At 63.4% G+C, this 24348-nt stretch carries 22 protein-coding genes; 18 read left to right on the top strand and 4 right to left on the bottom strand.

The annotated features are described in order from the left end of the window. The first annotated feature begins 7 nt into the window (after positions 1 to 7). The 3 genes from AC1DVS_RS18955 (at position 8) to vapC (ending at position 2059) form a co-directional block, all read left to right on the top strand. Positions 8 to 1309 (top strand): sugar MFS transporter, encoded by a 1302-nt coding sequence (locus AC1DVS_RS18955; RefSeq protein WP_478025479.1) that lies wholly within the window; start codon positions 8 to 10, stop codon positions 1307 to 1309. Positions 1310 to 1424: 115 nt separating this feature from the next. Beyond that, on the top strand, positions 1425 to 1646 hold the full coding sequence (vapB, locus tag AC1DVS_RS18950; protein WP_478025478.1) for a type II toxin-antitoxin system VapB family antitoxin: 222 nt from the start codon (positions 1425 to 1427) through the stop codon (positions 1644 to 1646). Continuing rightward, a complete protein-coding gene (gene vapC, locus AC1DVS_RS18945; protein ID WP_478025477.1) occupies positions 1646 to 2059 on the top strand; it encodes a type II toxin-antitoxin system tRNA(fMet)-specific endonuclease VapC in 414 nt (137 codons plus the stop codon). Before vapB ends, vapC begins: the two co-directional genes overlap by 1 nt. Here vapC and AC1DVS_RS18940 read toward each other — a convergent pair. Beyond that, a complete protein-coding gene (locus AC1DVS_RS18940; RefSeq protein ID WP_478025476.1) occupies positions 2056 to 2625 on the bottom strand; it encodes a hypothetical protein in 570 nt (189 codons plus the stop codon). The two genes, vapC and AC1DVS_RS18940, sit on opposite strands and share 4 nt — an antisense overlap. Before the next feature lie 181 nt (positions 2626 to 2806). Between AC1DVS_RS18940 and AC1DVS_RS18935 the strand changes: the two genes are divergently transcribed. Further along, positions 2807 to 4120: a glycoside hydrolase family 130 protein gene (locus AC1DVS_RS18935; protein WP_478025475.1), complete on the top strand. Its 1314-nt coding sequence runs from the start codon at positions 2807 to 2809 to the stop codon at positions 4118 to 4120. Between the two features lie 15 nt (positions 4121 to 4135). Here AC1DVS_RS18935 and AC1DVS_RS18930 read toward each other — a convergent pair whose 3' ends face one another. Then, complete coding sequence (locus AC1DVS_RS18930) at positions 4136 to 4564, bottom strand: Crp/Fnr family transcriptional regulator (protein ID WP_478025474.1); 429 nt, start codon at positions 4562 to 4564, stop codon at positions 4136 to 4138. Positions 4565 to 4578: 14 nt separating this feature from the next. Here AC1DVS_RS18930 and AC1DVS_RS18925 point away from each other — a divergent pair, with 14 nt between their 5' ends. Both AC1DVS_RS18925 and AC1DVS_RS18920 read left to right on the top strand, forming a co-directional pair. Further along, the gene (locus tag AC1DVS_RS18925) at positions 4579 to 5004 is read left to right on the top strand and encodes a hypothetical protein (RefSeq protein WP_478025473.1); all 426 of its coding nucleotides are present in this window, start codon (positions 4579 to 4581) and stop codon (positions 5002 to 5004) included. Between the two features lie 37 nt (positions 5005 to 5041). Next, positions 5042 to 5605, top strand: a complete 564-nt coding sequence (locus AC1DVS_RS18920; protein WP_478025472.1) for an NUDIX domain-containing protein — start codon at positions 5042 to 5044, stop codon at positions 5603 to 5605. Between the two features lie 26 nt (positions 5606 to 5631). Here the strand turns inward: AC1DVS_RS18920 and AC1DVS_RS18915 are convergent, their stop codons facing one another. Next, positions 5632 to 7092: a spinster family MFS transporter gene (locus AC1DVS_RS18915; RefSeq protein ID WP_478025471.1), complete on the bottom strand. Its 1461-nt coding sequence runs from the start codon at positions 7090 to 7092 to the stop codon at positions 5632 to 5634. Positions 7093 to 7192: 100 nt separating this feature from the next. After that, a complete protein-coding gene (locus AC1DVS_RS18910; RefSeq protein ID WP_478025470.1) occupies positions 7193 to 7705 on the bottom strand; it encodes a MarR family winged helix-turn-helix transcriptional regulator in 513 nt (170 codons plus the stop codon). 103 nt (positions 7706 to 7808) lie between these two features. Between AC1DVS_RS18910 and AC1DVS_RS18905 the strand changes: the two genes are divergently transcribed. From AC1DVS_RS18905 to AC1DVS_RS18850, 12 genes are all read left to right on the top strand, one after another. Further along, complete coding sequence (locus AC1DVS_RS18905; protein ID WP_478025469.1) at positions 7809 to 8291, top strand: DUF3237 family protein; 483 nt, start codon at positions 7809 to 7811, stop codon at positions 8289 to 8291. A 10-nt stretch (positions 8292 to 8301) separates the two neighbouring features. After that, positions 8302 to 9969: a CocE/NonD family hydrolase gene (locus AC1DVS_RS18900; protein WP_478025468.1), complete on the top strand. Its 1668-nt coding sequence runs from the start codon at positions 8302 to 8304 to the stop codon at positions 9967 to 9969. Continuing rightward, a complete protein-coding gene (locus AC1DVS_RS18895) occupies positions 9966 to 10415 on the top strand; it encodes a DUF3237 domain-containing protein (protein ID WP_478025467.1) in 450 nt (149 codons plus the stop codon). Before AC1DVS_RS18900 ends, AC1DVS_RS18895 begins: the two co-directional genes overlap by 4 nt. Positions 10416 to 10492: 77 nt before the next feature. Next, positions 10493 to 11272, top strand: coding sequence for an IclR family transcriptional regulator (locus AC1DVS_RS18890; RefSeq protein ID WP_478025466.1), 780 nt, complete (start codon positions 10493 to 10495; stop codon positions 11270 to 11272). Between the two features lie 159 nt (positions 11273 to 11431). Then, complete coding sequence (locus AC1DVS_RS18885; protein ID WP_478025465.1) at positions 11432 to 13903, top strand: TonB-dependent receptor; 2472 nt, start codon at positions 11432 to 11434, stop codon at positions 13901 to 13903. A gap of 77 nt (positions 13904 to 13980) precedes the next feature. Then, complete coding sequence (locus tag AC1DVS_RS18880; protein ID WP_478025464.1) at positions 13981 to 14934, top strand: TauD/TfdA dioxygenase family protein; 954 nt, start codon at positions 13981 to 13983, stop codon at positions 14932 to 14934. Further along, entirely contained in the window at positions 14931 to 16559 is a 1629-nt protein-coding gene (locus tag AC1DVS_RS18875) for a thiamine pyrophosphate-requiring protein (protein WP_478025463.1), read from the top strand. Before AC1DVS_RS18880 ends, AC1DVS_RS18875 begins: the two co-directional genes overlap by 4 nt. Then, on the top strand, positions 16556 to 17863 hold the full coding sequence (locus AC1DVS_RS18870; RefSeq protein ID WP_478025462.1) for a spinster family MFS transporter: 1308 nt from the start codon (positions 16556 to 16558) through the stop codon (positions 17861 to 17863). The genes AC1DVS_RS18875 and AC1DVS_RS18870 overlap by 4 nt, the downstream gene beginning before the upstream one ends. 460 nt (positions 17864 to 18323) lie before the next feature. Then, complete coding sequence (locus AC1DVS_RS18865) at positions 18324 to 20648, top strand: glycoside hydrolase family 31 protein (RefSeq protein WP_478025461.1); 2325 nt, start codon at positions 18324 to 18326, stop codon at positions 20646 to 20648. A gap of 26 nt (positions 20649 to 20674) precedes the next feature. Beyond that, positions 20675 to 22132: a GH1 family beta-glucosidase gene (locus tag AC1DVS_RS18860; protein WP_478025460.1), complete on the top strand. Its 1458-nt coding sequence runs from the start codon at positions 20675 to 20677 to the stop codon at positions 22130 to 22132. 391 nt (positions 22133 to 22523) lie between these two features. Then, entirely contained in the window at positions 22524 to 23519 is a 996-nt protein-coding gene (locus AC1DVS_RS18855) for a sterol desaturase family protein (protein ID WP_478025459.1), read from the top strand. Positions 23520 to 23658: 139 nt separating this feature from the next. Then, complete coding sequence (locus tag AC1DVS_RS18850) at positions 23659 to 24291, top strand: hypothetical protein (RefSeq protein WP_478025710.1); 633 nt, start codon at positions 23659 to 23661, stop codon at positions 24289 to 24291. Positions 24292 to 24348 lie beyond the last annotated feature (57 nt).

Here is a 24348-nt window from a genome sequence, read left to right as displayed (position 1 = left end):
CGGATTTATGGCGGGACCAATAGGCGGTGGTGGAGTGCGGCTCGACGCGCCACCAGGGGCGCAGGGCTATCGCGGGGCACTCACCCTGCTCGCGACCCTGTTCTTCATGTGGGGGTTCATCACTGTCATCAACGGCACGCTGCTGCCCCATCTGCGAAGTGTGTTCGAGCTGAACTATTTGCAGACGACGCTGATCGAATCGACCTGGTTCGTCGGCTATTTCGTCGCCTCGCTGCCCGCTGCGTTCCTGATCGAGCGAATCGGCTATCAGCGCGCGCTGACGGTCGGGCTGACGGTCATGACCGTGGGCTCGTTCGGCATGATCCTCGCCGCGAGCCTGCCCTCTTACTGGGTGACGCTCGCCTCGCTGTTCATCGTCTCATGCGGCATCGCGCTGCTGCAGGTTGCCGCCAACCCCTATGTCGCAGTGATCGGACCGGCTGAATCATCCGAATCGCGGCTGACGCTGGTGCAGGCGTTCAACACGACGGGCGACGTGCTTGCGGTCATTTTCGGCCGCTATCTGATCCTCGCGCGCACCACCGGCGGCACGTCAGTGGAAGGCACCCAGATCACCTATGCCCAGCGCATGGCTGACGCGCAGGCCACTGAATTGCCCTATCTGATCGTGGGCGTCGTGCTGGCGATCCTGGCGGTCATCATCGCCCGCGCCAAACTGCCCGCGCTTGGAGCCGCCACGCAGCGGGCCTCGGCCGAGGCGCGCAAGGGGATGTCGATTTGGCGGCACCCCAACCTCATCCTGGGCTGCATCGGCATCTTCCTCTACGTCCTCGCCGAAATCGGTGTGGGCAATCTGTTCATCAACTTCGCCTCGCAGCCGACGATCGCCAACATCACGCACGAAAAAGCCGCTTTCTACCTGACCTTCGTGTGGGGCGGGATGATGGTCGGCCGTTTCGCCGGTGCGTGGATCATGCGCTATATCGCGCCTGAAAAGGTACTGGCGGTGTTCGCTGTCGGCGCTCTTGTTGGCGCGCTTGTCGCCAGCCTGGTGAGCGGCCCGATGGCGATGTACGCGCTGATCGCGGTGGGGCTGTTCCACTCGATCATGTTCCCGACGATCTTCGCCCTCGCGATCCGCGGCCTCGGCCCGCTGACCGAGGAGGGCTCGGGCCTGCTGATCATGTCGATCGCAGGCGGCGCGCTGGTCTTCATCCAGGGCGACATCGCCGACAAGTTCGGCATCCAATGGGCCTTCCTGGTGACGGCCGCCTGCGAACTCTATGTGCTGTACTACGCGCTCTGGGGTTACCGGGTGAAAGGTGGGCCGGCGAGCGCCTCCACTTGAGGGAATATTATGGGCGGTTCGGGCTCGCAAGAGCTCGGGCCGCTCGCGGTATGCCGCATAAGTTGACATATCCCAGCGGGATATACATATCTCCTCCGTTGCTCGGAGACCTGATATGACCCGCACTGTCCTTTTTCAGTCCAATCGCTCGCAAGCGGTGCGATTGCCCAAGGACGTTGCCTTCCCTCAGGGTGTGAAGGATGTGACGATTCTGCGTGAGGGCAGGCGCCGCGTCATTGTGCCGACCAATGCCCTGTGGGACGATTTCTTTGCGGCGCCGGGCGTAGATCTCGGCGACCGTGATCAGCCCGAGGCGCAGGAACGCGAGAGTTTTTGATGCTGCGTTACCTGCTCGACACGAATCTATGCATCCGTGTCCTGCGTGATCGACCGGCGGGTTTACGCGACCGCTTCAATGCCGAGGCAAGCGGACTCTGTATTTCGACCATCGTGCTCACCGAATTGCTCCACGGTGCCGCCAAGTCGGCGCGGCCGATCGAAAACCGCGAAGAGGTCGAACGCTTCGTTGCGCGGCTTACTTTATTGCCCTTCGACGAGGAGGCTGCTGCTCACGCGGGCGATATTCGCGCCACGCTCGAGCGCGCGGGCAAGATGATCGGTGGCTATGACGTGCTGATTGCCGGCCATGCCCGGAGCAAGGGCCTTGTCGTCGTGACCGGCAATCTGGGGGAGTTTACCCGCGTCGACGGGCTGCGCTGCGAGGATTGGCTTGTGGAGGGCGGCGCCTAACCGCTCACCGGAACCAGTTCAGGGCTATCCCCCGGCAACAGCAACTGCGGCACCTGCGAGAAGGTCCAGCCGCCCTTGCCGTCGCCATCCAGCACCCAGACGAGATCGAACCGGTCGCCCGGCCATTTGTGCGGGCCGAGATGGTGCTTGTTGTTGATTGCCTTGATGATGGTGGGGATGTCCTGGTGCTGCCAGGCGATCAGCACCGGCATGGTCTGCGCGGCGGCGATCGCGGCTTTGGCGAGAGCGGGTTCGTCGCCCTCGCCGAAACCGATATTCACCGTCAGCCCAAGCAGGCCCGCGAGCGGCCCGACCGTGTGCTGCGGCCTCAGACTGCTACTCTTCGTATTCACCATCGCCGCGAAGATGATGCCGGGCTGCGAAATGCCCTTTACACGCGTCGCCGGATCGACCGGTGCGAAGAAGCGGCCAAGCGCACCAGCGCGCTGCCAGCCCTGGACGATCAGGTCCTCCTTGTCCGGCGTGCCGGCCGCCGTCACGCCGGTCGCGACCTTGTCGGGTTTTTCGGCATGGCGGATGAACATGATCCGTGGCGTTTTCGGCATGATATCTCTCCGGCTCAGCGACGCGGCCGAAGCTAAAGGGGTGGCCGTCCCGCCGTCAATCGAGGCACCGGGGATTTGAAGCGGTTTCGGTTGCGAAACATCGCGGATATTCACGGTGGTTAAGGACCTCAATCACCCCGGCGCGCGTTGCGCCCGCGAAACTCCTGCGGGGCGGAATGGCATGACCAAAGGCAAAACACGCGACGAGCTGATCGGGCCCGATCTGATGACGCATTCGGACATCATCCTCCGGCCCGACCCGTCGCGCACCGTCATCCGGCCCTTCGCCCCGGAGGACCCGCCCGCTTTCGCGGTCAAGGACCACCCGCGCGCACAGCGGATCGCCGACCGTGTGCTCTCCATGGACGAAGGCTGGCTCGGCGACGTCCAGTCGCTGCTGCTCGGCACGATGGAAGCGCGGCACCGCGGCGTCGACGACCTGTTCCTCAGGCGGGCCGAAGAGGTGAGCAAGCTGACCGGGCGCGGGCCGCTCAGCCGCGAACAAAGGCTCCTGATGGGCGCCTATTTCAGCGAGGAATATTCTTTCGAGGCAGCCGCGCTGTTCAATCCCAGCATCGTGCCGCATCCCGATCAGGAAGAGGTGCCGGAGGGATGCCTGCGCTTCATCCTCTCGCTGCGCGGCATCGGCGAGGGCCATGTCTCCTCGATCACCTTTCGCACCGGCATCTGGCATGCCGATGGCAGCATCGTCGTCGATCCGGCGAGCCCGGAGGGAGTGCCGCCGCGGATCGAGCAGGGCAATGAGAATGACGACGTCGTCCGCTTCATCTGTGGCGACAGCCGCGAAGTGTCCGAAACCGTCATCTTCCCGATCCTGCCGAGCCAGCGTCAGGGGATCGAAGACATGCGCATGGTGCGCTTCGTCGAGGATGACGGGAGCGTGCAGTATTACGGCACCTACACAGCGTTCAGCGGCGCCGACGTTCGGTCCGAGATGCTGCACGCCATGGATTTCCGCAGCTTCGAAATGCACCGGTTGCGCGGCGACGCGACGAGCAACAAGGGCATGGCGCTGTTCCCGCGGCGGATCGACGGGCGCTACATGATGCTGGGCCGCCAGGACAATGAGAGCATATGGCTGCTGAGTTCCGACGATCTCCATGTGTGGAACGGCGGGCAGAAGATCGTCTCGCCCAAAGCGCCCTGGGAATTCGCGCAGATGGGCAATTGCGGATCGCCGATCGAGATCGACGAAGGCTGGCTGGTAATGGTCCACGGCGTCGGGATGATGCGCGCTTATTGCATGGGGGCGGTGCTGCTCGACAAGGCCGACCCGTCAAAGCTGCTGGCGCGAACGCGGATGCCGCTGATCACGCCGAGTCCCAAGGTGCGCGGCGGCTATGTGCCGAATGTCGTGTACAGCTGCGGTTCGCTCCTGCGCGGGCKGGAATTGCTGGTACCTTACGGCGTGGCGGACCAGTTCACGACCTTTGCGACTGTGTCGGTGGACGCAGTGCTCGGGGCGATGGAATAGAGCGCGATCCGGTCTTCAACCCTCGCCGCTCGCCAGGGAAACCACTGTCGGGCGACAATCCGCCAGCTGGCCCAGCCGCTGGGGGTCGGTCAGCGTCAGATAGCCGCTCCGCATCTCCATCAGCCCCTCGCGCTTCATCAGCTGAAGCGTCCGGTTCACATGGACGCTGGTGAGGCCAAGCGCATCGGCCATCAGCTCCTGGGTGAGTGGCACCGGAAATCCATGCGGGCTCGCCAGCCCGACCAGCGAGAGCCGCTCGCGCATCTCCGTCACCCAGTCGACGAACCGCTCATAGGCGCTGAGGCGGCCGAGGCGGGCGATCTGCCGGAACAGATACACCTCCTCAAGTGCGCGGCTCATCGCGTAGGCGGTTCGCAATCCCGGGCCGGCCTGGGCGTGCGGCGGCACGTGGCAGAGCGTTACTTCGGTGATCGCGGTGATCATCGTCGTCGAGACCGGTGAGGCTGGGGGCAAATGCCGATCAGGTCGCCCGGCACCAGAAAACCCAGGATCTGCCGCCTGCCGTCGCGGAAGATGAAGTCGAGGATTATGCAAGCGCGCGCTTCCGCCTTGGCGACGCAATCGACGTGCGGCTCGCTTGCTCGTGGCGCCTGAATGCAGGACGCAGCGCCGTGATCGAGGCCTCCTTCTACGGTACTGAGGGCGGCGCTAGTCTGCGCAATGTCGATGGGTCCTTTTATGATTTTCGCGCCGAGCGTTTCACCGGGACGACGGCGGAAGTTCTGATCGATCCGCCCGATGAATGGGGCGGTCGCGCTGCAGCTGCCTGGGCGTCGCAGTTAGCGAGCGATGCCTCCTTCGATGCCGCGGCCGATCACTTCGTCCGCGTTGCAGAGGTGATCGATGCGATTTACGCGCGGTAGCGKGCACATCTCCGCTGCCCGACCGCGAGGATTCGCCTTGGGCACCACCATCGCCGATCGGCAGCTAGTCTATGACGGTTGGTACAAGCTGTACCGGCTGCGTCTGCGTCACGCGGATGGCCGCGAGGTTGAGCGCCATCTCGAAGACCATGGCTCCGCAGCCGGTGTGTTGCCCTATGATCCGGTCCGGCGCGTGGCACTGGTGGTGAGCATGCCGCGTGCACCCGCGATAGCGGCTGGCGAACCGCCCTTCTGGGAGGCGGTCGCAGGCAATCTGGACGGTTCCGAGCCGGAGAGCTGCGCACGGTCCGAGGCCGATGAGGAGGCCGGGGTCCGCCTCGGGCGGCTCGAAGCAGTGGCGACGATCTGGTCGATGCCGGCACTCTCGACCGAACGGCTGCACCTGTACCTTGCGCCCTATACCGAGAGCGACCGCGTCGGGATGGGCGGCGGGCTTCACGATGAAGGCGAATGCATCACCGTGGAGGAGCCTTCGCTGGACGAGCTCCGCTCACGGTCGCTGAACGGCACGCTGGTGGATGCCAAGCTGATTATCCTGGTCCAGGCCCTGATGCTGCGGCGACCGGAGCTGTTTTGCTGAACGTCTGAGACCGACGCGACACCGGTTTATTCGTCCGCCACGTAGAAGTCCTCACGCAATGTGCGCGACGCGATCACGAAGCAGATCGAAGCGAGGAAGAACACGCACACTGCGGCGATCAGCGCCGATTTGATGCCGAAGGTTGCGGCAACCGCGCAGGGATCGTCGATCGCCTTCGCGGCTGCGAGCGCTGCCTTTCCGCCCCGGCAAACGGTCAGATAATCGCCTCCCGTGAAGACCGATCCGGCATAGCGGTCGCTCATCCAGCCGACCGCAGGGGGGCCAAGCATCGATCCGAAGATCGTGTAGAGGATCGCGAACAGGGCGGCGCCCGTCGCGCGCATCCGCGGTTCGAGCAGGTTCTGGATCATCGCGAGCGTCGGCCCGTAATAGAGCAGCAGCGTCGCGCCGGAAATGCACAGCATCACCGAACCCCAGGCGATCGAATGCGTATTGAACGCCACCCAATAGAGCAGGGGCGCAATGGCGAGACCGATCGCCGGACCCCAGGCCGACCAGCGCCGGTCTCCACGCTGCGAAAGCCAGTCGGTTCCGAACGATCCGATGAGCAGACCGCAGGTGAGCGCGATGGCGGAGATCGTGCCGTATAGCGCAGCCGCTTGCTGAACCGGCAGCTGGTAGATGCGCGCGAGATACACGGCCAGGAATTGCGAAATCGCGGTCATGCCAAAGCCTGCCAGCGCCCCGCCGATGATCACGAACAACAGCCCGCGCTTGCGCGCGACGACGTGCAGGAAAGCGCCGAAATCGGGGAGCGGCGTCGGTTCGCGCGGGGCATTGTCCGCCAGGCCGCGCCGTGGCTCGCGCAGCAGCACGAGAACGAGCAATCCGACGAGCATGCCGGGAATGCCGAGCGCGAGGAAAGCCATGCGCCATCCCCACTGCGCCGCCACCCACCCGCCTATCGTCGCACCGAGAAACGTGCCCGCCGGGGTGCCGAGCAGGATCAGCGACATCGCCGACGCACGCCGTTCGCGCGGGAAATGATCGCTGACGAGCGACGATGTCGCAGGCTGCGAGCCGGCTTCGCCCATGCCGACGCCGACACGGCACAGCAGCAATTGCGCGAAGCTGCCGACCAGCCCGCAGGCCGCGGTCATCAACGACCAGAACAGGATCGCAGCGGAAATGATCTTCACGCGCGAAAAGCGCTCGGCAAGTCGGCCGATCGGCAGCCCGAGAATGGCATAGAGGAACGCGAAGGCGGTGCCCTGCAGGATACCGAGCTGGAAATCGCTCAGCCCCAGATCGCGCTGGATCGGCTGGGCCAGCACGACGAGGACGGAACGATCGGCGAAATTGAAGAGAGCTACCGAAAAGGACATGCCGATGAAAAGGCGTCTATAGCCTGCGGACAACAGGCGCTCGTCCTCGTCTTGCAAAGGCTTGATCCTCTCCAGCCACCAGGCCGGGGTGCAATTCCGGATGCCGAAATTGTCCCGTTCCGCATGTGCAGCGGCGGTCACCAAAGGGGTGCGCCGAGTGCTGCCTGGCGGTTGTCGCCCAGGGTTGGTGATTAATCAATACAATATTTCGGCGATGCAGGCGGCCGCGGCACAATCCCGATCAGGGATCGAACATATGCGGTGCACTTTCGATGACGCGGCGGGTCATCTTGTCCAGCCCTTCGTTGAGCGCCGACCTGTCCTCATCACTGAGGTCCTTCAGCCATTGCTCGTAGAATTTGCCGCGCTCGCCGCGGATCGCCGCATGGACGGCCTTGCCCTCGACCGTCAATGAAACAAGGCTGCTCTTCCGGTTCCGCGGATTGGCTTCGCGCTGCACCAGCCCGCGCTCCTCGAGCGATCCGACCGCGCGGCTCACCTCGGCGCGGTCCGAATAGGCGGCACTCGCCACTTCCGCCGCACTGCATTTTCCCATCATCTCGACATGAGTCAGCACACGCCATTCAGCGAGCGAGAGCTGTGCCGTATCGCGAACATGCTGCGCCGTAACCCGATCGATCATCTTGCCGAGCAACAGGATGCGATAGGGAAGGTGGGTAGGGCCGAACTGGAAGGGAGCCCGCTCCGATATGTCGGCGACGGGCGTTTCGGCTTTGTGGGTGTTGTCGTGCATCGCGATTTTGTAGCTAACGAAATCGGCTTTGTCTTCCCGCCTGCCGCGCAGCGATTGCGCAGCATTGTTGACAAATCAACTAAGTCGGCTTTTAGTTGCGTTCATGAGCGGACCACATCCTTTCACGCCGGGCCTTGAATACGCCTTCACGATCTCGATCGTCCTGTCGAAGCCCTATTGGGTCAAACCGGGTGCGCGGGGGGATAGCCGTGCTGCGATCTTTGCGGCGGAGGGCACGGTCGAGGGGCCACGCCTCAACGGGCGCGTGGTGCCGATGTCGGGGGGCGACTACCCGCTTTCGCGCCCCAATGGCGTGATCGACTTTGACGCGCGCTATCTGCTCGAGGCTGATGACGGCGCGATCATCTATCTCGAGAATCGTGGCTTTCGCTGGGCCCGCAGCGAGGAAATCGCCGAGAAGATGCGCCGCAACGAACCCGTCGCGTTCGATGATTATTATATGCGCGTCACCCCGCGCTTCGACGCTCCGGCGGGGCCGCATGAATGGATGTCGCAGCATGTCTTCATAGGCGTTGCGGAGAAGGTGCCGGGCGCCAACCGGATCCATTATTTCCTCGTGCTGTGAAGGGGGCAAGGTGCGTTTCCAGCCGCTGATGCGAGAGGGGAGTGACCCCTTCAGCCACCCGACCAAACCGCCGCTGCCCCCGAAGGATTATGTCTGCCGCACCGAGCGTGGGCTGACGATCGAACGCAATTGCCGCATACCGCTCCGCGACGGCGTTGAGATTTTCTGCGATCTCTATCGCCCCGAACATGCCACCGCGAACGTGCCGATCCTGCTGGCCTGGGGCCCCTATGGCAAGCACGCGCATACCAATCGCGTCTTCTGGCCGCGCTCGGGCGTCGATCCCGAATGGCTTTCCGACCTGACCGCGTTCGAGGCGCCCGATCCCTTATGGTGGGGAGGGCAGGGCTATGCGGTCGCGGTGGTGGATCCGCGCGGCGCCTGGCTGTCGGGCGGCGACTTCCATCATAATGGCATCCAGGAAGCCGAGGATTGCGCCGACGCGATCGAATGGCTGGGGCGGCTGCCCTGGTCGAACGGCCGCGTCGGCATGACGGGCGTCTCCTATCTCGCCGGCATCCAGTATCTCGTCGCGCCGCTCCGCCCCGGGCCGCTCGCCGCGCTCAATCCCTGGGAGGGCTTTTCGGACTGGTACCGCGAATTCGCCTATCATGGTGGAATCCTCGAGACGAGTTTCCTGCCGCGTGCCTGCGACAATATCCAATGGTCGCTCAACCGGACCGAGGACAGCTGGGCGAACATTACCGCGCACCCGCTGATCGACGAATATTGGCGCTCGAAGGAGTTCGATCTCGAGGCGATCCGCCAGCCGGCCTATATCGTCGCGAGCTGGTCCGATCAGGGACTGCATCTGCGCGGCACGATCGAGGCGTGGCGCCGGATAGGATCGGCCGAGAAATGGCTCGAGATTCACGGCCAGAAGAAATGGGCGCATTATTATCTGCCCCAGAGCCGGGCTCGCCAGCTCGCCTTTTTCGACCACTATATGCGCGACCGCCCCACTGTGGTCGCGGCCTGGCCGAAGGTTCGGATCGAAGTGCGGGATCGGCACGGCGTTGCGGAGGAGCGCGCCGAAAACGAATGGCCGCTCGCGCGCACGGAGTATCGGCGGCTCGGGCTTGATGCCGCAACCGGCGCCATTTCCGACATGGCGACGGCCGAGGCCGAAGCGCGATACCCGGCGCGGGATGGCAGTGCCATGTTCGATCTTCGCTTTACCGAGGATACCGAGATCACCGGCCATGCCAGCCTGAAGCTCTGGGTCGAGGCTGAGGGCAGCGACGATATCGATCTCTTCGTCGCGCTGCAGAAGATCGACGCCGCGGGCGAGCCTGTCGGTTTCACTTTCTATGCCTTTTACGAGAACGGTCCGATCGCGCTCGGCTGGCTTCGCGCCAGCCACCGTGCGCTCGATCCCGAGAGGTCGCGCCCGGAAATGCCGGTACATCTGCATACGCACGAGGAGCGCCTGGCACCGGGCGAATGCGTGCCGGTCGAGATCGAAATCTGGCCCTTCTCGGTGCACTTCGCGGCGGGGGAGACTTTGCGGGTAATCGTCGCCGGTGCGGATATCTGTCGCAAGGAGGAAGGTGCGATGCTGCCCTTCGCGCTCCATGAGCAGACGCGAAACGCCGGCACCCATATCATTCGCACCGGCGGCACGTATGATTCTGCTATCCTGCTGCCCTTCGTTCCGCCCAGGGAGGCTTCCGAATGACCAATGCCGACTGCACGCTGGAGCATGTCTTCGATATCGAAGTGGAGTTCGGTGCGGACCGTCATATGTTCGGACCGCTGCCCGGTGGCGGCCATCAAGGCTACACGCCTGCGATCGGAGGCACGATCAGCGGACCGCGGCTGTCGGGGCGCGTCGTGCCGCATAGCGGCGCAGACTACGCGCTGGTCCGCGACGACGGCACGATCGAACTCAGCGCGCATTACATGCTGGAGGCTGAGGATGGCACGAATATCTATATTCAGAACCGCGGCTATCTCGTCCGAGCGCGGATGGGCAGCAGCCAGCCCTCCTATTTCCGGCTTACCCCCTATTTCCGTGTGCCAACCGGACCGCATGACTGGCTGTCGCGAACGGTGATCGTCGGCGGTGGCGAGCGGAGGACTGAACCTGACCGGTCGCTGTTCCGCTATTACGCGCTGGTCTGACCGCAGCCGGCCGCCACTTCGCGCCATGGGGGTATTTTGCGCATTCTTGGACCCGCTCTTGCGGTATCATTCGGCCAATGAGGACAAGTAAATCCGCTGCGCCGCGCGGGGCGGCCGACCGACTCGCCTATCTGTTCAAGCTCGTCGCCGGCGGGCCGCCGCAGTTCACGCTCGGCGAACTGGCTGAGCGCGCCGATCTGCCCGCGAGTTCTGTGCACCGCCTGCTCCAGGCGCTGGTGCGTTCGGGGCTCGTCGAGCGAGGGCAGGGCCAAAGCTATCGCCCGGGACGCGAGCTTCACCGGCTCGCGTCGCAGCTCGTCGCCGGGTTCGATCTGATCCGAAGCGCGCGGCCGCTCCTGGAACAGCTCGTGGTGCAATGGCACGAGACCGCGGTTCTATGCGCCTACAGCCCGGTATCGCGGACTGCGATCATTGCCGATGCGGTGGTGACGCCCCATCCGCTTCGCTTCTCGATCGAGCGCGGCGGTGAGGTGCAGCTTCCCTGGGGATCGCTCGGCAATGCGATCCTGGCCTATCTCCCCGAGGGCGATATTGAGGCGATCATGCGCGAGGCCTCGTTCGGTCCATTGACCGGCCGGCCGCGTTCGCCGCGCAAGGACATGGAAGAGGTTCTCGCGCTGATACGGGAGCGTGGATACGCCCGCTATTATGAGCCAAGCCACGACATTGCCGGCATCGCCGGGCCGGTTTTCGGTCCCTTTGGCGAGATTGTCGGGTGCCTGGGCGTCACCATGCCCTCGAAGCGGTATCAGCTTCATCTCGAGGATGATCTGGCGATCGCGGTGCGGGAGGCGGCCACCATATTGAGCGAGCTGGCGGCGATATCGCACAGCTAGAGAAAGCGGCGAAAAGGGCAAGAAATTCCGTATTATGGAATTGATCTTCCGGAATCCGGAATATACCTGGATTATGCTTGACAGTTGATTACTCAACATGTTCACTCCTCCCAACTGGACGACGCCACAGAGGCGCGGCCGAAAAGGGGAGGGAGCATCATGGCATTTCTATCGAATCGGTGGGGAACGACTGGATCATTCATTGCGCTCGCCGGAGCCCTGGCCATCGGCGCGCCCGCTGTGGCGCAGACCGCGCCGCCGGCTGCAACACCCGACAGCGCCGACCAGGCGGATACAGCGGGGCAGACCGCACCCGACATCGTCGTCACCGCGCAGTTCCGTGAGCAGAAGCTCCAGGACGCACCGCTCGCCGTTACCGCGCTCACCGGAGCGATGCTCGAGGCGCGCGGCCAGACGAGCATTGCCGATGTCGGCAATACGGCGCCGAACGTCACCTTGCGTCAGGCGCCGGCCACTTATGGTCCTGCTGTGGTCGCCTATATCCGCGGCGTCGGCCAGCGCGACACCAGCTTCGCGCTCGAGCCGGGCGTCGGCCTTTATATCGACGACGTCTATCTGCCGACCCTGCACGGTTCGCTGCTCGATCTGATCGATCTCGATCGCGTGGAGATCCTGCGCGGCCCTCAGGGCACGCTCGCGGGCCAGAATTCGATCGGCGGCGCGATCAAGCTCTATTCCAAGAAGCCGGACGGCAAGGGCGGTGGCTATTTCCAGGCGACCTATGGCAGCTACAATCGGGTCGAGCTGCGCGGCGCGGCCAATTTCACGATCCTGCCGGATCTGTACGCACGCATTTCGGGCACGGCCGTCCACAAGGACGGCTATGTCACGCGCTACGACTTCGCCTGCGCCCATCCGGGCACGGCGATCCCGTCATCGCTGACCAATTCCCAGTCGTGCAAGCTGGGCACCGAAGGCGGCAAGGCCTATGTCGCCGGGCGCCTCGCGCTGCGCTACCAGCCGAGCGACAGCGTGACCCTCGATGTGGTCGCCGATATGACGCAGGACGACAGTGAGGCGGGGCCGACGACCCTGCTTTATGTGGGTCAGAACGCCGTTCCCGGTGCGACCAACACTGGATCGGCAACCACAGGAGCGTCCGCGCCGGCCTATACGCTGAACGGTGTGCGTTATGGCACGTCGACCGGATCGCAATTCATCAGCTATTCGCCCTATGGCAGTTATGCGCAGGACACTTTCAGCTCAAGCCCCTATACAAGCTACGAAAATTACACCGAGCTCGCGCCGCGCGACGGATCTGCCCCATGGTCGGCCCCGATCAAGTCGGCGATCGATACCTGGGGTGTATCGGGGAACCTGAAGGTCGATCTGTCGCCCGATTTCAGCGTGACATCGATCACAGCGTACCGGAAGTTCAGCGGCGTCTACTCTTCGGGAGACGGGACGCCCTTCTCGCCGACGCTGCAGGCAAGCGAGATCTTCAACCGCCAATTCAGCCAGGAGCTGAGGCTCAACGGCAGGGTCGGCCCCTCATTCAACTTCACTGTCGGCGGCTATTATCTGCACAAGCGCAGCCAGAATATCACGCGTGTGACGCTGCCTACGCTCAACTTCATCGAAAATAACCAGATTCCGGCGACCACAAAGGCCGTGTTCGCCAATGCCGACTGGGAGGTCGTCAAGGACCTCCATCTGATCGGCGGCATCCGGTACACCGACATGTCGAAGAGCTTCATCTATGGCCGCAAGGGGATTCCCGGATCCTCGACCGGTGGCGCGACGCCTGCGTCGATCGCTTCGCTCGATGGTTTGGTGGGCACGTTCAAGGGCGATCGCGTCGATTGGCGAGCGGTGATCCAATATCGCTGGTCGGACCAGCTCATGACCTATGGCCAGATTTCGACGGGGTTTAAAAGCGGCGGCGTCAATCCTCGGCCATTCATCCCGGCGCAAGCGCTCCCTTTCGGGCCTGAGAAGCTGACTGCCTATGAGGCCGGGTTCAAGAGCGACCTTTTCGACCGTCATGTCCGCCTGAACGTCAGCGGGTTCATTAACAAGTATGACGACATTCTCGTGACCGTATCGAGTTGCCTGAGCCTTCCTGGACCCTGCGCGCTACCGCTCAACGCCGGCAAGGCCACTGTGAAGGGCGCTGAGGCCGAACTGACGCTGCATCCTGCCAAGGGCTTCACGGTCGATGCGTCGCTCGCCTATCTCAACTTCAAATATACCTCGATCTCGGCCGCCGCGGCGACCTCTGGGATCGGCCTTGAAGACAAGGGCCAATATATCTCGCCCTGGCAGTGGAGCCTCGGGGCTCAATATGATTTCGAGTTCGGCAGCGGCGCGAAGCTGACGCCGCGGATCGACATCAATCATCAGGATAGTTTCAATCGCAACGCGAACAATGTCGACGCGGCAACCGGCGGCAAGGACATTTTCGGCGAGGTGAAGGGACGGACCCTGGTCAATGCGCGGCTCACTTTCCGTACGGCCGACAATGATTGGGAGTTCGCGCTCGAGGGCCGCAACCTGACCAACAAGCTCTATTTTAGCGACGTCTTCGACAATCGCGGGTCCACCAATTCGGTCCAGGGTTCGCCCGGCGAACCGCGGACCTGGGCCGTCACCGTCAAACGGAAATTCTGATCCGGGGGGAGGGGCCGGAGGCGGAGATAGCACCGCCTCCGGCCTTTCGGGCCAATCTGAATCCAGTGGAGTTCCCAATGATCACTCAACTCAATCCTATCGCAAGCGTCGCTCCTGCCGATCCGATCGTTGCCGGACTGCCGATGCCCGAATTCCGCCGCATCACCGTCGAGCCCATTTCGGGCGCGTGCGGTTGCGAAATCGGCGGCGTCGATCTGCGCGAACCGCTCGACGAGGAAACGCTCGCTGAGGTCATGAAGGCGTTCGAACATTTCCTCGTCATCCTGTTCCGCGACCAGAATCTGACGCCCGATCAGCACAAGGCCTTTTCGCGCTACTTCGGCGACATCACCGAACTGCCCCAGGCGCCGACCTATGATGGCCACCGCGACATGCAGGAGGTGCGCCGCGAGGCGCATGAGCCCGAGAATGTGGTGCCCTCGTTCGAGCATTTCCACACCGACAGCCCGTTCCTGATCCGTCCGCCCAAATGCATCGTGATGCGGGCTCTCGAAGTTCCGCAATGGGGTGGCGATACGGCGTTTTCGAACGCCTATCTCGTCTATGAGAACATGTCCGACGGGCTGAAGACGCTGCTGGACGGCTTGCAGGTCGTTTATTCGGGCAAGGACATCTGGGCGAAGAACGAAAAGCTCGCGCCGGAGAAACGGATGCGGCTGCGCGAGAGCCATGATTTCACTGAGGATCAGCTGGAAAACATTCACCCGGCGGTGCGCGTGCATCCCATCACCGGGCGTAAGGCTTTGTTCGCCACCACCGCCTATTTCAAGCGGTTCGTCGGCTGGAGCGAGGAAGAAAGCCGCGCGCTGCTCACCTATCTGCAGAGCCTGGCGCAGCACCTCCATTATCACTGCCGCGTGAAGTGGCAGAAGGACACACTGATCGTGTGGGACAATCGTTTCACCCTCCACCGCGGCATCCATGATTTCAAATATGAGCGGCGCCATCTGATCCGTACCACTGTCATGGGCGAGCGGCCTCTCGGCACGACGGACGCGAAGACAAAGTGAAGGTCGGTGCGGCGATTGCCGAAATTCTCGCGCATGAGGGCGTGGACGTCATCTTCGGTTACCCGCGCAACGCCGTGCTTGAGCAGGCGGCGGCGCGCGGCATCCGCACCATCATCGTCCGCCAGGAACGCACCGGTGTACATATGGCCGATGCGCTCTCCCGGCTGACCCGCGGCAAGCGCATGGGCGTGTTCGCCATGCAGCACGGACCCGGCACCGAAAACGCCTATGGCGGCGTAGCCCAGGCCTATTCGGAAAGCGTGCCGGTACTGGTGTTGCCGCAGGGCTATGCCCGTCGGCTTGCGCATGTACCGGACAATTACAACGCCAGCATCTCGATGCGCGACATCACCAAGACCTGCGAGCCGATCCTGCGCGCAGCGGATACGCCGGCGATTCTGCGCCGGGCATTTTCGGCGCTTCGCAATGGACGGCTGCGGCCGGCACTCGTGGAAATGCCCTGGGACGTGCTCGAGGAGGATGTCCCCGAGCCGATCAATTATGCCCCGGTCGTCACGACACGGTACGCGCCGGACCCAGACGCGGTGGCGCGCGTGGCGGACCGGCTGGTCGCTGCGAAGCGCCTGGTGATCCATGCCGGGCAGGGCGTGCATTGGGCTGAGGCCTATAGCGAGCTGCGCACGCTCGCCGAACTGCTCGCGGCGCCGGTTTCGACCACCCTCGAAGGGAAAAGCGCGTTCGACGAGACCCACCCGCTGGCGCTCGGTTCGGGCGGCGCTGCGATCCCGGGTCAGCTCCGTCATTTTCTGGACCATGCCGATCTCATCCTCGGCATCGGCTGCAGCTTTTCCGAAACGGCATTCGGCGTGGCAATGCCTGCAGGCGCTCAGATCATCCACGCCACGCTCGACCCTGCTGATATCAACAAGGGCGTGCCGTGCATCGATGCGCTGATCGGCGACGCGAAGCTGACGCTGGCGATGCTGATCGAGGCGTGCCACGCCCGGCTGGCGTCGTCGCGAGATCCGGGTCCGGTGACGCGCGAGATCGCCGAGGTCGAGGGCAAATGGCTCGCTGAATGGCTGCCCCTGCTCGAAAGCGACGATGCGCCGCTCAGCCCCTTTCGCGTTCTGTGGGATTTGCAGCACACCGTCGATGTCGCCAACACGATCATCACGCACGACGCCGGCAGCCCGCGCGACCAGCTGACGCCCTATTGGAAATCGACGGCACCGCTCAGCTATATCGGTTGGGGCAAGACCACCCAGCTCGGCTACGGCTTGGGGCTGGCGATGGGCGCCAAGGTCGCCTGTCCCGACAAATTGTGCATCAATGTGTGGGGTGATGCCGCGATCGGCTTCACCGGGATGGATTTTGAAACAGCGGTTCGCGAGCGCTTGCCGATCCTCTCGATCCTGCTCAATAACTCGGCGATGGCGATTGAGTTGCCGATCATGCCGGTCGCCACCGAGCGTTTCCGCGCGACCGACATATCAGGCAATTATGCCGACTTCGCCCGAGCGCTCGGCGGATATGGCGAGCGGATCACCACGCCAGACCAGATCGTTCCCGCGATTCTGCGCGGCATCGCGGCGACTGAGGCGGGGCAGCCGGCGCTGCTGGAATTCATCACTGCGCAGGAAACAAGGGCTTCGCGGCTATGAACGAGGCAGGGGACCAGGAACGCGGGCGCTGGCCATGGTCGGCAACCTGGCCGTTGCTGGTCCTCACGCTCGTATCGGTCTTCAACTATCTCGATCGTTCGTTGCTGGGGCTGGCGCTTCCCGCGATCAAGCGCGAGCTGGGTACGTCGGATACCGTGCTGGGGCTGGTATCCGGGCTCGCGTTCATTCTCTTCTATTCGCTGCTCGGCATTCCGATCGCCTGGCTGGCCGATCGCGCGAACCGGCGTAACATCATCGCGGCGGGCCTCGCTTTCTGGAGCGTGATGACTGCGTGTACCGGATTCATCGGCAGCATCGGTCAATTGGCGGTGGTGCGGCTGCTGATGGGGGCGGGCGAAGCCTGTGGCATGGCGCCCTCAAACTCGATCATCGCCGATCGCTTCACACCCGAACGGCGGCCGCTGGCGATGGCATTTTTCGGCACCGCCGCGCCGCTGTCCTTCATCCTGTTCTTCCCGCTCGCCGGGTGGATCGCGCAAACCTATGGCTGGCGCCAGATGTTCATCGCGATGGGGCTTCCCGGCGTGCTGCTGTCGCTCTTGCTGATGCTGACGGTGCGCGAGCCCGAACGCACGACGCCCCCGCCGCAACGCCTGCCGCTGATGCGTTCGCTGTTCGGCGATCTTGGCACACTCTTCTCGAACCGCTGCTTCGCCTGGATCTTTGCCGGCGTCACGTTGATGGGCGCCAATGTCTGGGCATCGGGGGCATGGACCCCGACCTTCTTCGTGCGCGTCCATCATCTGGGCGTCAGCGAAGTCGCCAATATTATCGGGCCGGCGCGCGGGCTCATCGGCCTGCTTGGAATTCTGCTCGGCGGCGCGCTGATCGATCGGCTTCCCAAGGAGCGCATTTTCTGGCGCATCGGCATTCCGGCGATCGCCTGCCTGTTCGCCGGGCCGGCCGAGGCACTGTTCCTGCTTGGCAACTCGCACCTCGCCTGGGTCGGCGGCTTCGCGCTCAGCAGCTTCTTCACGTTGATCCATCAGGCGCCCATCTTTGCCGCCGTAGTCAACGTCGTCGGTGAGCGCCGTCGCGCACTGGGGATTTCGGTGGTCCTGCTCGGCGCCAGCCTGATCGGCAATGCCGCGGGGCCGACCGCGGTGGGCTTGCTCAACGATCTGCTTGCCCCACGCTTTGGCGAGGAGGCGATCCGCTATTCGATGCTGATGATCTCCGTCACGCCAGTGCTGGCCGCGCTGTGCTTCTGGCGGGCGGCAACGCTCTATGCCGCCGCTATCGGCACCGCGCAGGAAGCATCGCGGGTAGCGAACCCGGCCTGACGGTCGATCTGGCAGGCGGGGCGATCGGCGTGGGTCGCCCGCCCGAGACCCGCTTTTCCATCTTACGGATAGCGCGCGACATTATCTCTGGACCGCAATAAATATTACAAATAATAATGCCTGGTGACTCATGCGTCCGCCAGAAGGCGCGGTGTTGTCAAAGCTCGGGGGCGAATCGCCCGCGACCGTCAGGGGGAGAGCCCGAATGTCGATCCTTTGTTCCTGCGCTGCCTTCACGGCCGGGCGCTCGGGCACCACACCCCAGTCCTCGACAGATACGTCACACGAACGGGCATTTTCTCCGTCTGAAATGACATCGTTGTCAAATCTCGACTGCGGGTTATGAAGTCGCAAATGAGTGACCTGCCCGGATTTGATCTATCGCGCCCGCATGCCCGGCAATGATGCAGTTTTTGGCGCCGCTGCACGTCTGCGGCGCTTCAGTTTTAAAGGATTATCCATGACTCCACGACGCCTTCTTCTCCTCGGCGCCGCGCTGACCGCGGTGCTTCCGGCGGTTGCTCATGCGGCCGACACTGTCGAACGCCACGGCAGCCTGGTGTCGATCGAGCCCTATGCGCCTAATATCGTCCATGTGACGATCTCGCTCGATCCCAAGGAGATCGACAAGGGTGCCGGTTACGGCGTCAGCGCCAAGCCGGATTCGAGCGGCTGGACGCACCGGTCGGATGCATCGGGCGACACGTTCCTGTCGTCCACGCTCAATGTGAAGGTCGCTGCCCAGCCCTGGCCGAACGCGCCCAGCCAGATGGAACGCTATTTCGCGCCGTCGCTGCCACCGGTCTCGATCACGATCGGAAGCGCCGATGGTCATGAGATCACCCGGATGACCGGCTGGGAGATGTCGCCGCAGACCGTGAACAGCGAGAAGACGTTCCGCGTCGGCGCGAGTTTCTCCGACACGCCCGATACCCATTATTACGGGCTCGGCCAGAATCAGGAGGGCATTCTCGACCTCAGGGGCCGGACGATCGACTGCCAGCATTTTTACGATGCACCGGCGGGCGAGACCGTTTGCGTGCCGTTCCTGGTGACCAACAAGGGCTATGGCATTGTCTGGGACAATCCCGCCGCAACGACCGTGTCGCCGGGCCTGTACGATTCCACCAAATTCCAGTCGCAGACGGGCGAGCGTGTCTCCTTCTTCGTGATCACGGGCAAGACGACTGACGAGCTTTATGCAGGCTATGCCAAGCTCACCGGCCAGACGCCGCTGCCGCCCAAGGCCGCTTTCGGGCTGATCCAGAGCAAGGCGCGGTATGAGAGCCAGAAGGAACTGCTCTCGGTCGCCCAGGGATATCGGTCGCGGGGCTATCCGCTCGACGTGATGGTGCTCGACTGGTTCTACTGGACCCGGATGGGGCAGCTCGACATCGATCACACCTATTTCCCCGACCCCAAGGGCATGAACGACCAGCTCAAGGGCATGGGAATGCGCTCGATCGTCAGCGTATGGCCCCGGTTCGAGCGTGAATCGCGCTACTACAACATGCTCGGTGCAAAGGGCTGGCTGCTGCACGACGCGAATGGCGCTGTGGTCGATGGCTTACCCGTACGCTCGGATCGCGCCGGTGCGCTGCTCGACCCCACCATCCCCGAGGCGCGCGAATGGTTCTGGGGCAAGGTCCGCGACAATATCGCGAGCCAGGGCTTCGACTGGTTCTGGCTGGATGAGACTGAGCCGGACCTCGTGCCCGATGGCTCTTTCTACGCGATCGGATCGGGCGACCGGTACCACAACGTTTTTCCGCTGTTGCATACGGGCAGCGTGGCCGACGGATCGGCGCGCGACCGGCCGAACCTGCGTAACATGATCCTGTGCCGCGCCGCCTATCTGGGCACGCAGCGCAATGGCTGTTTGTTCTGGTCGTCCGACGTCCAGGCGAGCTGGGAAGCGCTCACGCGGCAGGTGCCGACGGGGCTCGATTTCACCGCGAGCGGCATGGCGTATTGGAGCAGCGACACCGGCGGCTGGCAGTGGCCGCATGGACCCAAGGCCACGCGGCCCGTGCTGGTCGATCCCGCCGGCGCGACCGCGATGGGGCAGGACTATACCGACTATCCCGAGCTGTTCGTGCGCTGGTTCCAGTACAACACCTTCACGCCGACGCTCCGCATTCACGGCAACCGCCCTGCGACGGCGATCTGGGAATATGGCAAGGCGGCCGAGCCGCTCCTCGCGAGCTACCTCAAGCTGCGCTACGCGCTGATCCCCTATCTCTACTCGCAGGCACATCAGACCTCCGAGACCGGCGCACCGTTCATGCGCGCGCTGTTCATGGATTTCCCGGACGATCCCAAGGTCACCACTATCGGCGATCAATATATGTTTGGGCCGGCCTTCCTGGTCGCGCCGGTGACCACGCAGGGGCAGACCAGCCGCCCGGTCTATCTCCCGGCGGGTGCGGACTGGTATGATTACTGGACCAACCACCGTTATACCGGCGGCCAGACGGTCGAGGCCGCCGCGCCGATCGACCGCATCCCGCTGTTCGTCCGTGCCGGCTCGATCCTGCCGATGGGCGCGCCGGTAAAGAGCACCGCCGAGAAGCAGCCGCTGGAAAGCATCCGCGTCTATCCGGGCCGCGACGGGCGCTTCACCCTCTATGACGATGATGGCACGACCAACGCCTATCGCAAGGGCGTGGGCACCAAGGCTGAACTGGTGTGGGACGACCGTGCCGGGAAGCTCACCAGCCGCTCAGCGCTGCCGACCGGCCAGGATCCGGCGAAGCTGGTCCAGGTGATGAGCGAGCATCCGTAATTGAGTGAAATCGGGAGAATCCTAAAGTGACCGAATTGACACGCCGCGGAATCGGCTTGGGACTTGGGGCGGCGACAATCGGCGCAATGGTCGGCGGAGGCGGCGCTGCGCTTGCGGCACAGCCGCGAGCTGCCGGCGGCGCCGCCGCCGGCGGCCTCGCCTTTCCCAAGGAGTTTCTGTGGGGCTGCGCCACCGCATCCTATCAGATCGAGGGCGCGGCCAATGAAGATGGCCGCGGACCAACCAACTGGGACGTGTTTTCCCACACGCCCGGCCGGGTCGCCAATGGCGATACCGGGGACGTCGCCTGCGACAGCTACCATCGCTTTGCCGAGGACACCCAGCTCCTCAAGGCGCTCGGCGTGCGCACCTATCGCATGTCGCTCGCCTGGTCGCGCATCTTTCCGGAGGGCAAGGGCAAGCCGAACCAGAAGGGCATCGATCACTATAGCCGGGTGGTCGACAATCTGCTCGAGAACGGCATCACGCCCTATATCACGATGTTCCACTGGGACCTGCCACAGGCGCTCCCGGGCGGCTGGCAGTCGCGCGACACGGCCTATGCGTTCGCTGACTATGCCGGCTATGCCGCATCGAAGCTGTCCGACCGCGTGCACAATTTCATGACGGTCAACGAACTGCGCTGCTTCACGGATCTCAGCCATTTGCAGGGCATCCACGCACCGGGGCTCAAATTGCCGCCGGCAGAGGCCAACCAGGTCCGGCATCACGGCGTGCTGGCGCATGGCCTTGGCGTCCAGGCGATCCGTGCCCATGCGAAGCCTGGGACCCAGGTGGGCATCGCCGACAACGCAACCTTCTTCGTGCCCGTGATCGAGACGCCCGAGCATATCGAGGCCGCCAAGCGGGCCACGCGCGACGCCAATGCGATGTTCCTGACCGCGATCATGGAAGGCCGCTACATCGACAGCTATCTGACGGGCGAGGGCGCCAACGCGCCCAAGGTCCAGGCCGGCGACATGAAGGCGATCGGCAGCCCGCTCGATTTCGTCGCGCTCAACGTCTACTCGCCGGTCTATGTTCGCGCCGACAGCTCGCCGCCGGGCTATGTCGCGCTTCCGCACCTCGCTTCCTCGCCGCGCATGGCCTCGCCATGGCTCTATGTCGGCCCGGAAGTCCTCTATTGGGCGGTGCGCTGCGTCAGCGAGCTATGGGGCCCCAAGGCGATCTACATTTCCGAGAATGGCTGCTCGGCTGACGATCCAATGGTGGATGGACGGGTCGATGACTCCGACCGGATCATGTACCTGCGCAACTATATCACCCATCTGCAGCGCGCGGTCCGCGAAGGCTTTCCGGTGAGCGGCTATTTCCTGTGGAGCCTGATGGACAATTTTGAATGGGCTGACGGCTATGGCAAGCGCTTCGGCCTCCATCACGTCGATTTCGCCACGCAGAAGCGCACGCCCAAGCTCAGCGCCCATTGGTACCGCGAACTGATCCGGCGCAACCAGCTGGTCTGATCGCGCCGCCGAGTGGCCGAAATCCACATTTTGGATCTCGGTCACTCGGCCTTTCTCTCACATTCCCTGCGCCTTGCCGCGGGAAATCCACAACAGGACCTCCGCCCCGCGCCGGGCGAGACCTCTGGTGATGCACGCGGACGAACCGAGCAGTAGGGCAGACCGCGACGCAAAGCGCGAAGAGTGCCGCGTATCTGGTCCACGTGTAGCCGCCGGTACCAAGGGCATAGACAGAATCTATGCCATATATATCGAAATGGCGTCTGGTGTGATGGGGCCCCGTTTACGATGCTGAACAGACAGTGCGTCCAACGGGCTGCGGACATCCTCCTCGTCCCTTGACGTGCCGGACAACCGCAGGAGACCGGGCAAGCATTACGAGGGTAGGCATATGGACGGAGTGTGGGTAGGTAAAAGGCTGATCGGCACCCAGTCACCGGTGACGGTGGGGTGGGAGAACATACCCCGGGTGGAAGGCGGCCCGGTGAAGCAGGTATTCTTCACCTGGTTCCAGCCCGTAGCGCTCTTCGCGCTGATCGCATTCTGGTATTATGCGCCCAATTCCATTGCCAAGGCATCGACGGCTGTCGGCATTGGCATCGGCTTCAAGGTGCTGCTGCTGGTCCTCGAATGGGTCAACCCGCGCTACGAGAGCTGGCGCCTGACCTGGAAGGAGGCGGTCACCGACCTTTTCTATGTCGGGCTCACCTATACGCTGATCCGCATGGTCGACAGGTATATCGGCACCGACGCCGTGATCGAGGCCGTCCAGCACAGTTTCAACTGGGACAAGCTGGCGTGGTTCATCGGCCTGCCGGTGCTGCTCCAGGCCCTTCTGATCGTGCTCATCGTGGATTTCGGGCAATATTGGATGCATCGCGGGATGCATAACTGGTACCCGTTATGGCTGCCCCATTCGGTGCATCACTACATCACGCAGCTGAACATCAACAAAGGCGCGATCGGCAACCCTGTCGAGCTTTTCCTGATTGGCCTTGGTCTCGACGGGTTCTTTGACTTCCTGCCCAGGGCCGCGCTGCTCGCCGGCGCATTCGGCCTGGCGATCGGGACCTATCAGCACATCAATGTCCGCTTCAATTCGCCGCGCTGGTGGCGCTTCCTGTTCAACACGACCGAGCATCACAGCCTGCACCATTCGCAGGACTATGAAGCCACCCGCTGCAATTATTCCAGCAGCTTTATCTTTATCGATCGCATGTTCGGCACCTGCATCGACGGCGAGGCGGAATTGCTGGGTATGGAAGGCGGGCGCCGCATGTCGATCCCCGAGCAGATGACCTATCCCTTCACCGAGGGCTGGAAGACGCTGAGGGAGCGCTTCGGCAAGGAACGATCTGACCAGCCGGTGGCGGTCCCTGCCGAGTGATGGAACGGCTTCGCTCGCACAGCCTGCCTTCACCCGTTCGTCATGCCCCGGCCGATGCCGCCTCGAGTGGCCCGGCTTGAGCCTTGCCGCCCCGGCATCGAGCCGCTCGGGCATCGATTCCATCTCAAAAGGAGATCATGTGACCCTGCGGTTCATCGACTGGATCTGGCATATCAGGGGCAGCCTGGCACTCGCTCCCCAACAATCGAGCGACGCTTTTGCCAAGCTGGCTCCCTTGTTCGGCCAAGCCGGTACCAGCCATGACCGGACACAAGACACGCTGACGTTCCGCAAGAAGGATCCGGCGGCTCAAGACAAGATGTCGATCTTTAATGCAGGCGTGTTGCAGATCGAAAATGGCTCAGCTGGGCCTGTGCTGCGCTATCATCTGACCAGCCGGACATTGCTGTTCTGCTTTCTGGCGCCATTGCTGTTTCTGGCCTTTGGTCAGCTTACCGTCGGCATCGGAAAGCTCGAAAAGGCGTCAGCCGAAGCCGCGGCAAAGTCCGGCAAGGCTCCGGATGCGAAGAAGTCCGAAAAGAAAGACGTGGCGCTACCGCAAAGCCCGATAGACAAGGCCCTGGGCGCACCCGCGCCTGAAAAGCCTAAAAAGGACGGTGCTGGCGGGTCCGAGGAGAAAGACAAGAAAAAGCCTTCACCCACGGCCGCCTATGTCTTTGCAGGGATGTTTGCGGCTCTCTACCTCATTGGCCGCGTGCTCGAGGCGAGGTTGGTCAAGGCGCTGTTTAGAAAGAGCTTGCTGAGCTCGTAGCCCGTTCGAGCCGCCTCACGCCCATAGCGTCCTGCGAACCGATGGAATCCGGCTATT

The sequence above is a fragment of the Sphingomonas sp. P3_C5 genome, assembly GCF_056402635.1.
The sequence above is the reverse complement of the archived record's forward strand: the minus strand, read 5'-3'. Positions and strand labels throughout refer to the sequence as shown.

What these genes read in the sequence shown, in the direction of transcription:
- AC1DVS_RS18955 (WP_478025479.1), top strand. Translation starts at nt 8, where the DNA reads ATGGCGGGACCAATAGGCGGTGGTGGAGTGCGGCTCGACGCGCCACCA.
- vapB (WP_478025478.1), top strand. Translation starts at nt 1,425, where the DNA reads ATGACCCGCACTGTCCTTTTTCAGTCCAATCGCTCGCAAGCGGTGCGA.
- vapC (WP_478025477.1), top strand. Translation starts at nt 1,646, where the DNA reads ATGCTGCGTTACCTGCTCGACACGAATCTATGCATCCGTGTCCTGCGT.
- AC1DVS_RS18940 (WP_478025476.1), bottom strand. Translation starts at nt 2,625, where the DNA reads ATGCCGAAAACGCCACGGATCATGTTCATCCGCCATGCCGAAAAACCC.
- AC1DVS_RS18930 (WP_478025474.1), bottom strand. Translation starts at nt 4,564, where the DNA reads ATGATCACCGCGATCACCGAAGTAACGCTCTGCCACGTGCCGCCGCAC.
- AC1DVS_RS18910 (WP_478025470.1), bottom strand. Translation starts at nt 7,705, where the DNA reads ATGCACGACAACACCCACAAAGCCGAAACGCCCGTCGCCGACATATCG.
- AC1DVS_RS18905 (WP_478025469.1), top strand. Translation starts at nt 7,809, where the DNA reads ATGAGCGGACCACATCCTTTCACGCCGGGCCTTGAATACGCCTTCACG.
- AC1DVS_RS18895 (WP_478025467.1), top strand. Translation starts at nt 9,966, where the DNA reads ATGACCAATGCCGACTGCACGCTGGAGCATGTCTTCGATATCGAAGTG.
- AC1DVS_RS18890 (WP_478025466.1), top strand. Translation starts at nt 10,493, where the DNA reads ATGAGGACAAGTAAATCCGCTGCGCCGCGCGGGGCGGCCGACCGACTC.
- AC1DVS_RS18885 (WP_478025465.1), top strand. Translation starts at nt 11,432, where the DNA reads ATGGCATTTCTATCGAATCGGTGGGGAACGACTGGATCATTCATTGCG.
- AC1DVS_RS18880 (WP_478025464.1), top strand. Translation starts at nt 13,981, where the DNA reads ATGATCACTCAACTCAATCCTATCGCAAGCGTCGCTCCTGCCGATCCG.
- AC1DVS_RS18870 (WP_478025462.1), top strand. Translation starts at nt 16,556, where the DNA reads ATGAACGAGGCAGGGGACCAGGAACGCGGGCGCTGGCCATGGTCGGCA.
- AC1DVS_RS18865 (WP_478025461.1), top strand. Translation starts at nt 18,324, where the DNA reads ATGACTCCACGACGCCTTCTTCTCCTCGGCGCCGCGCTGACCGCGGTG.
- AC1DVS_RS18855 (WP_478025459.1), top strand. Translation starts at nt 22,524, where the DNA reads ATGGACGGAGTGTGGGTAGGTAAAAGGCTGATCGGCACCCAGTCACCG.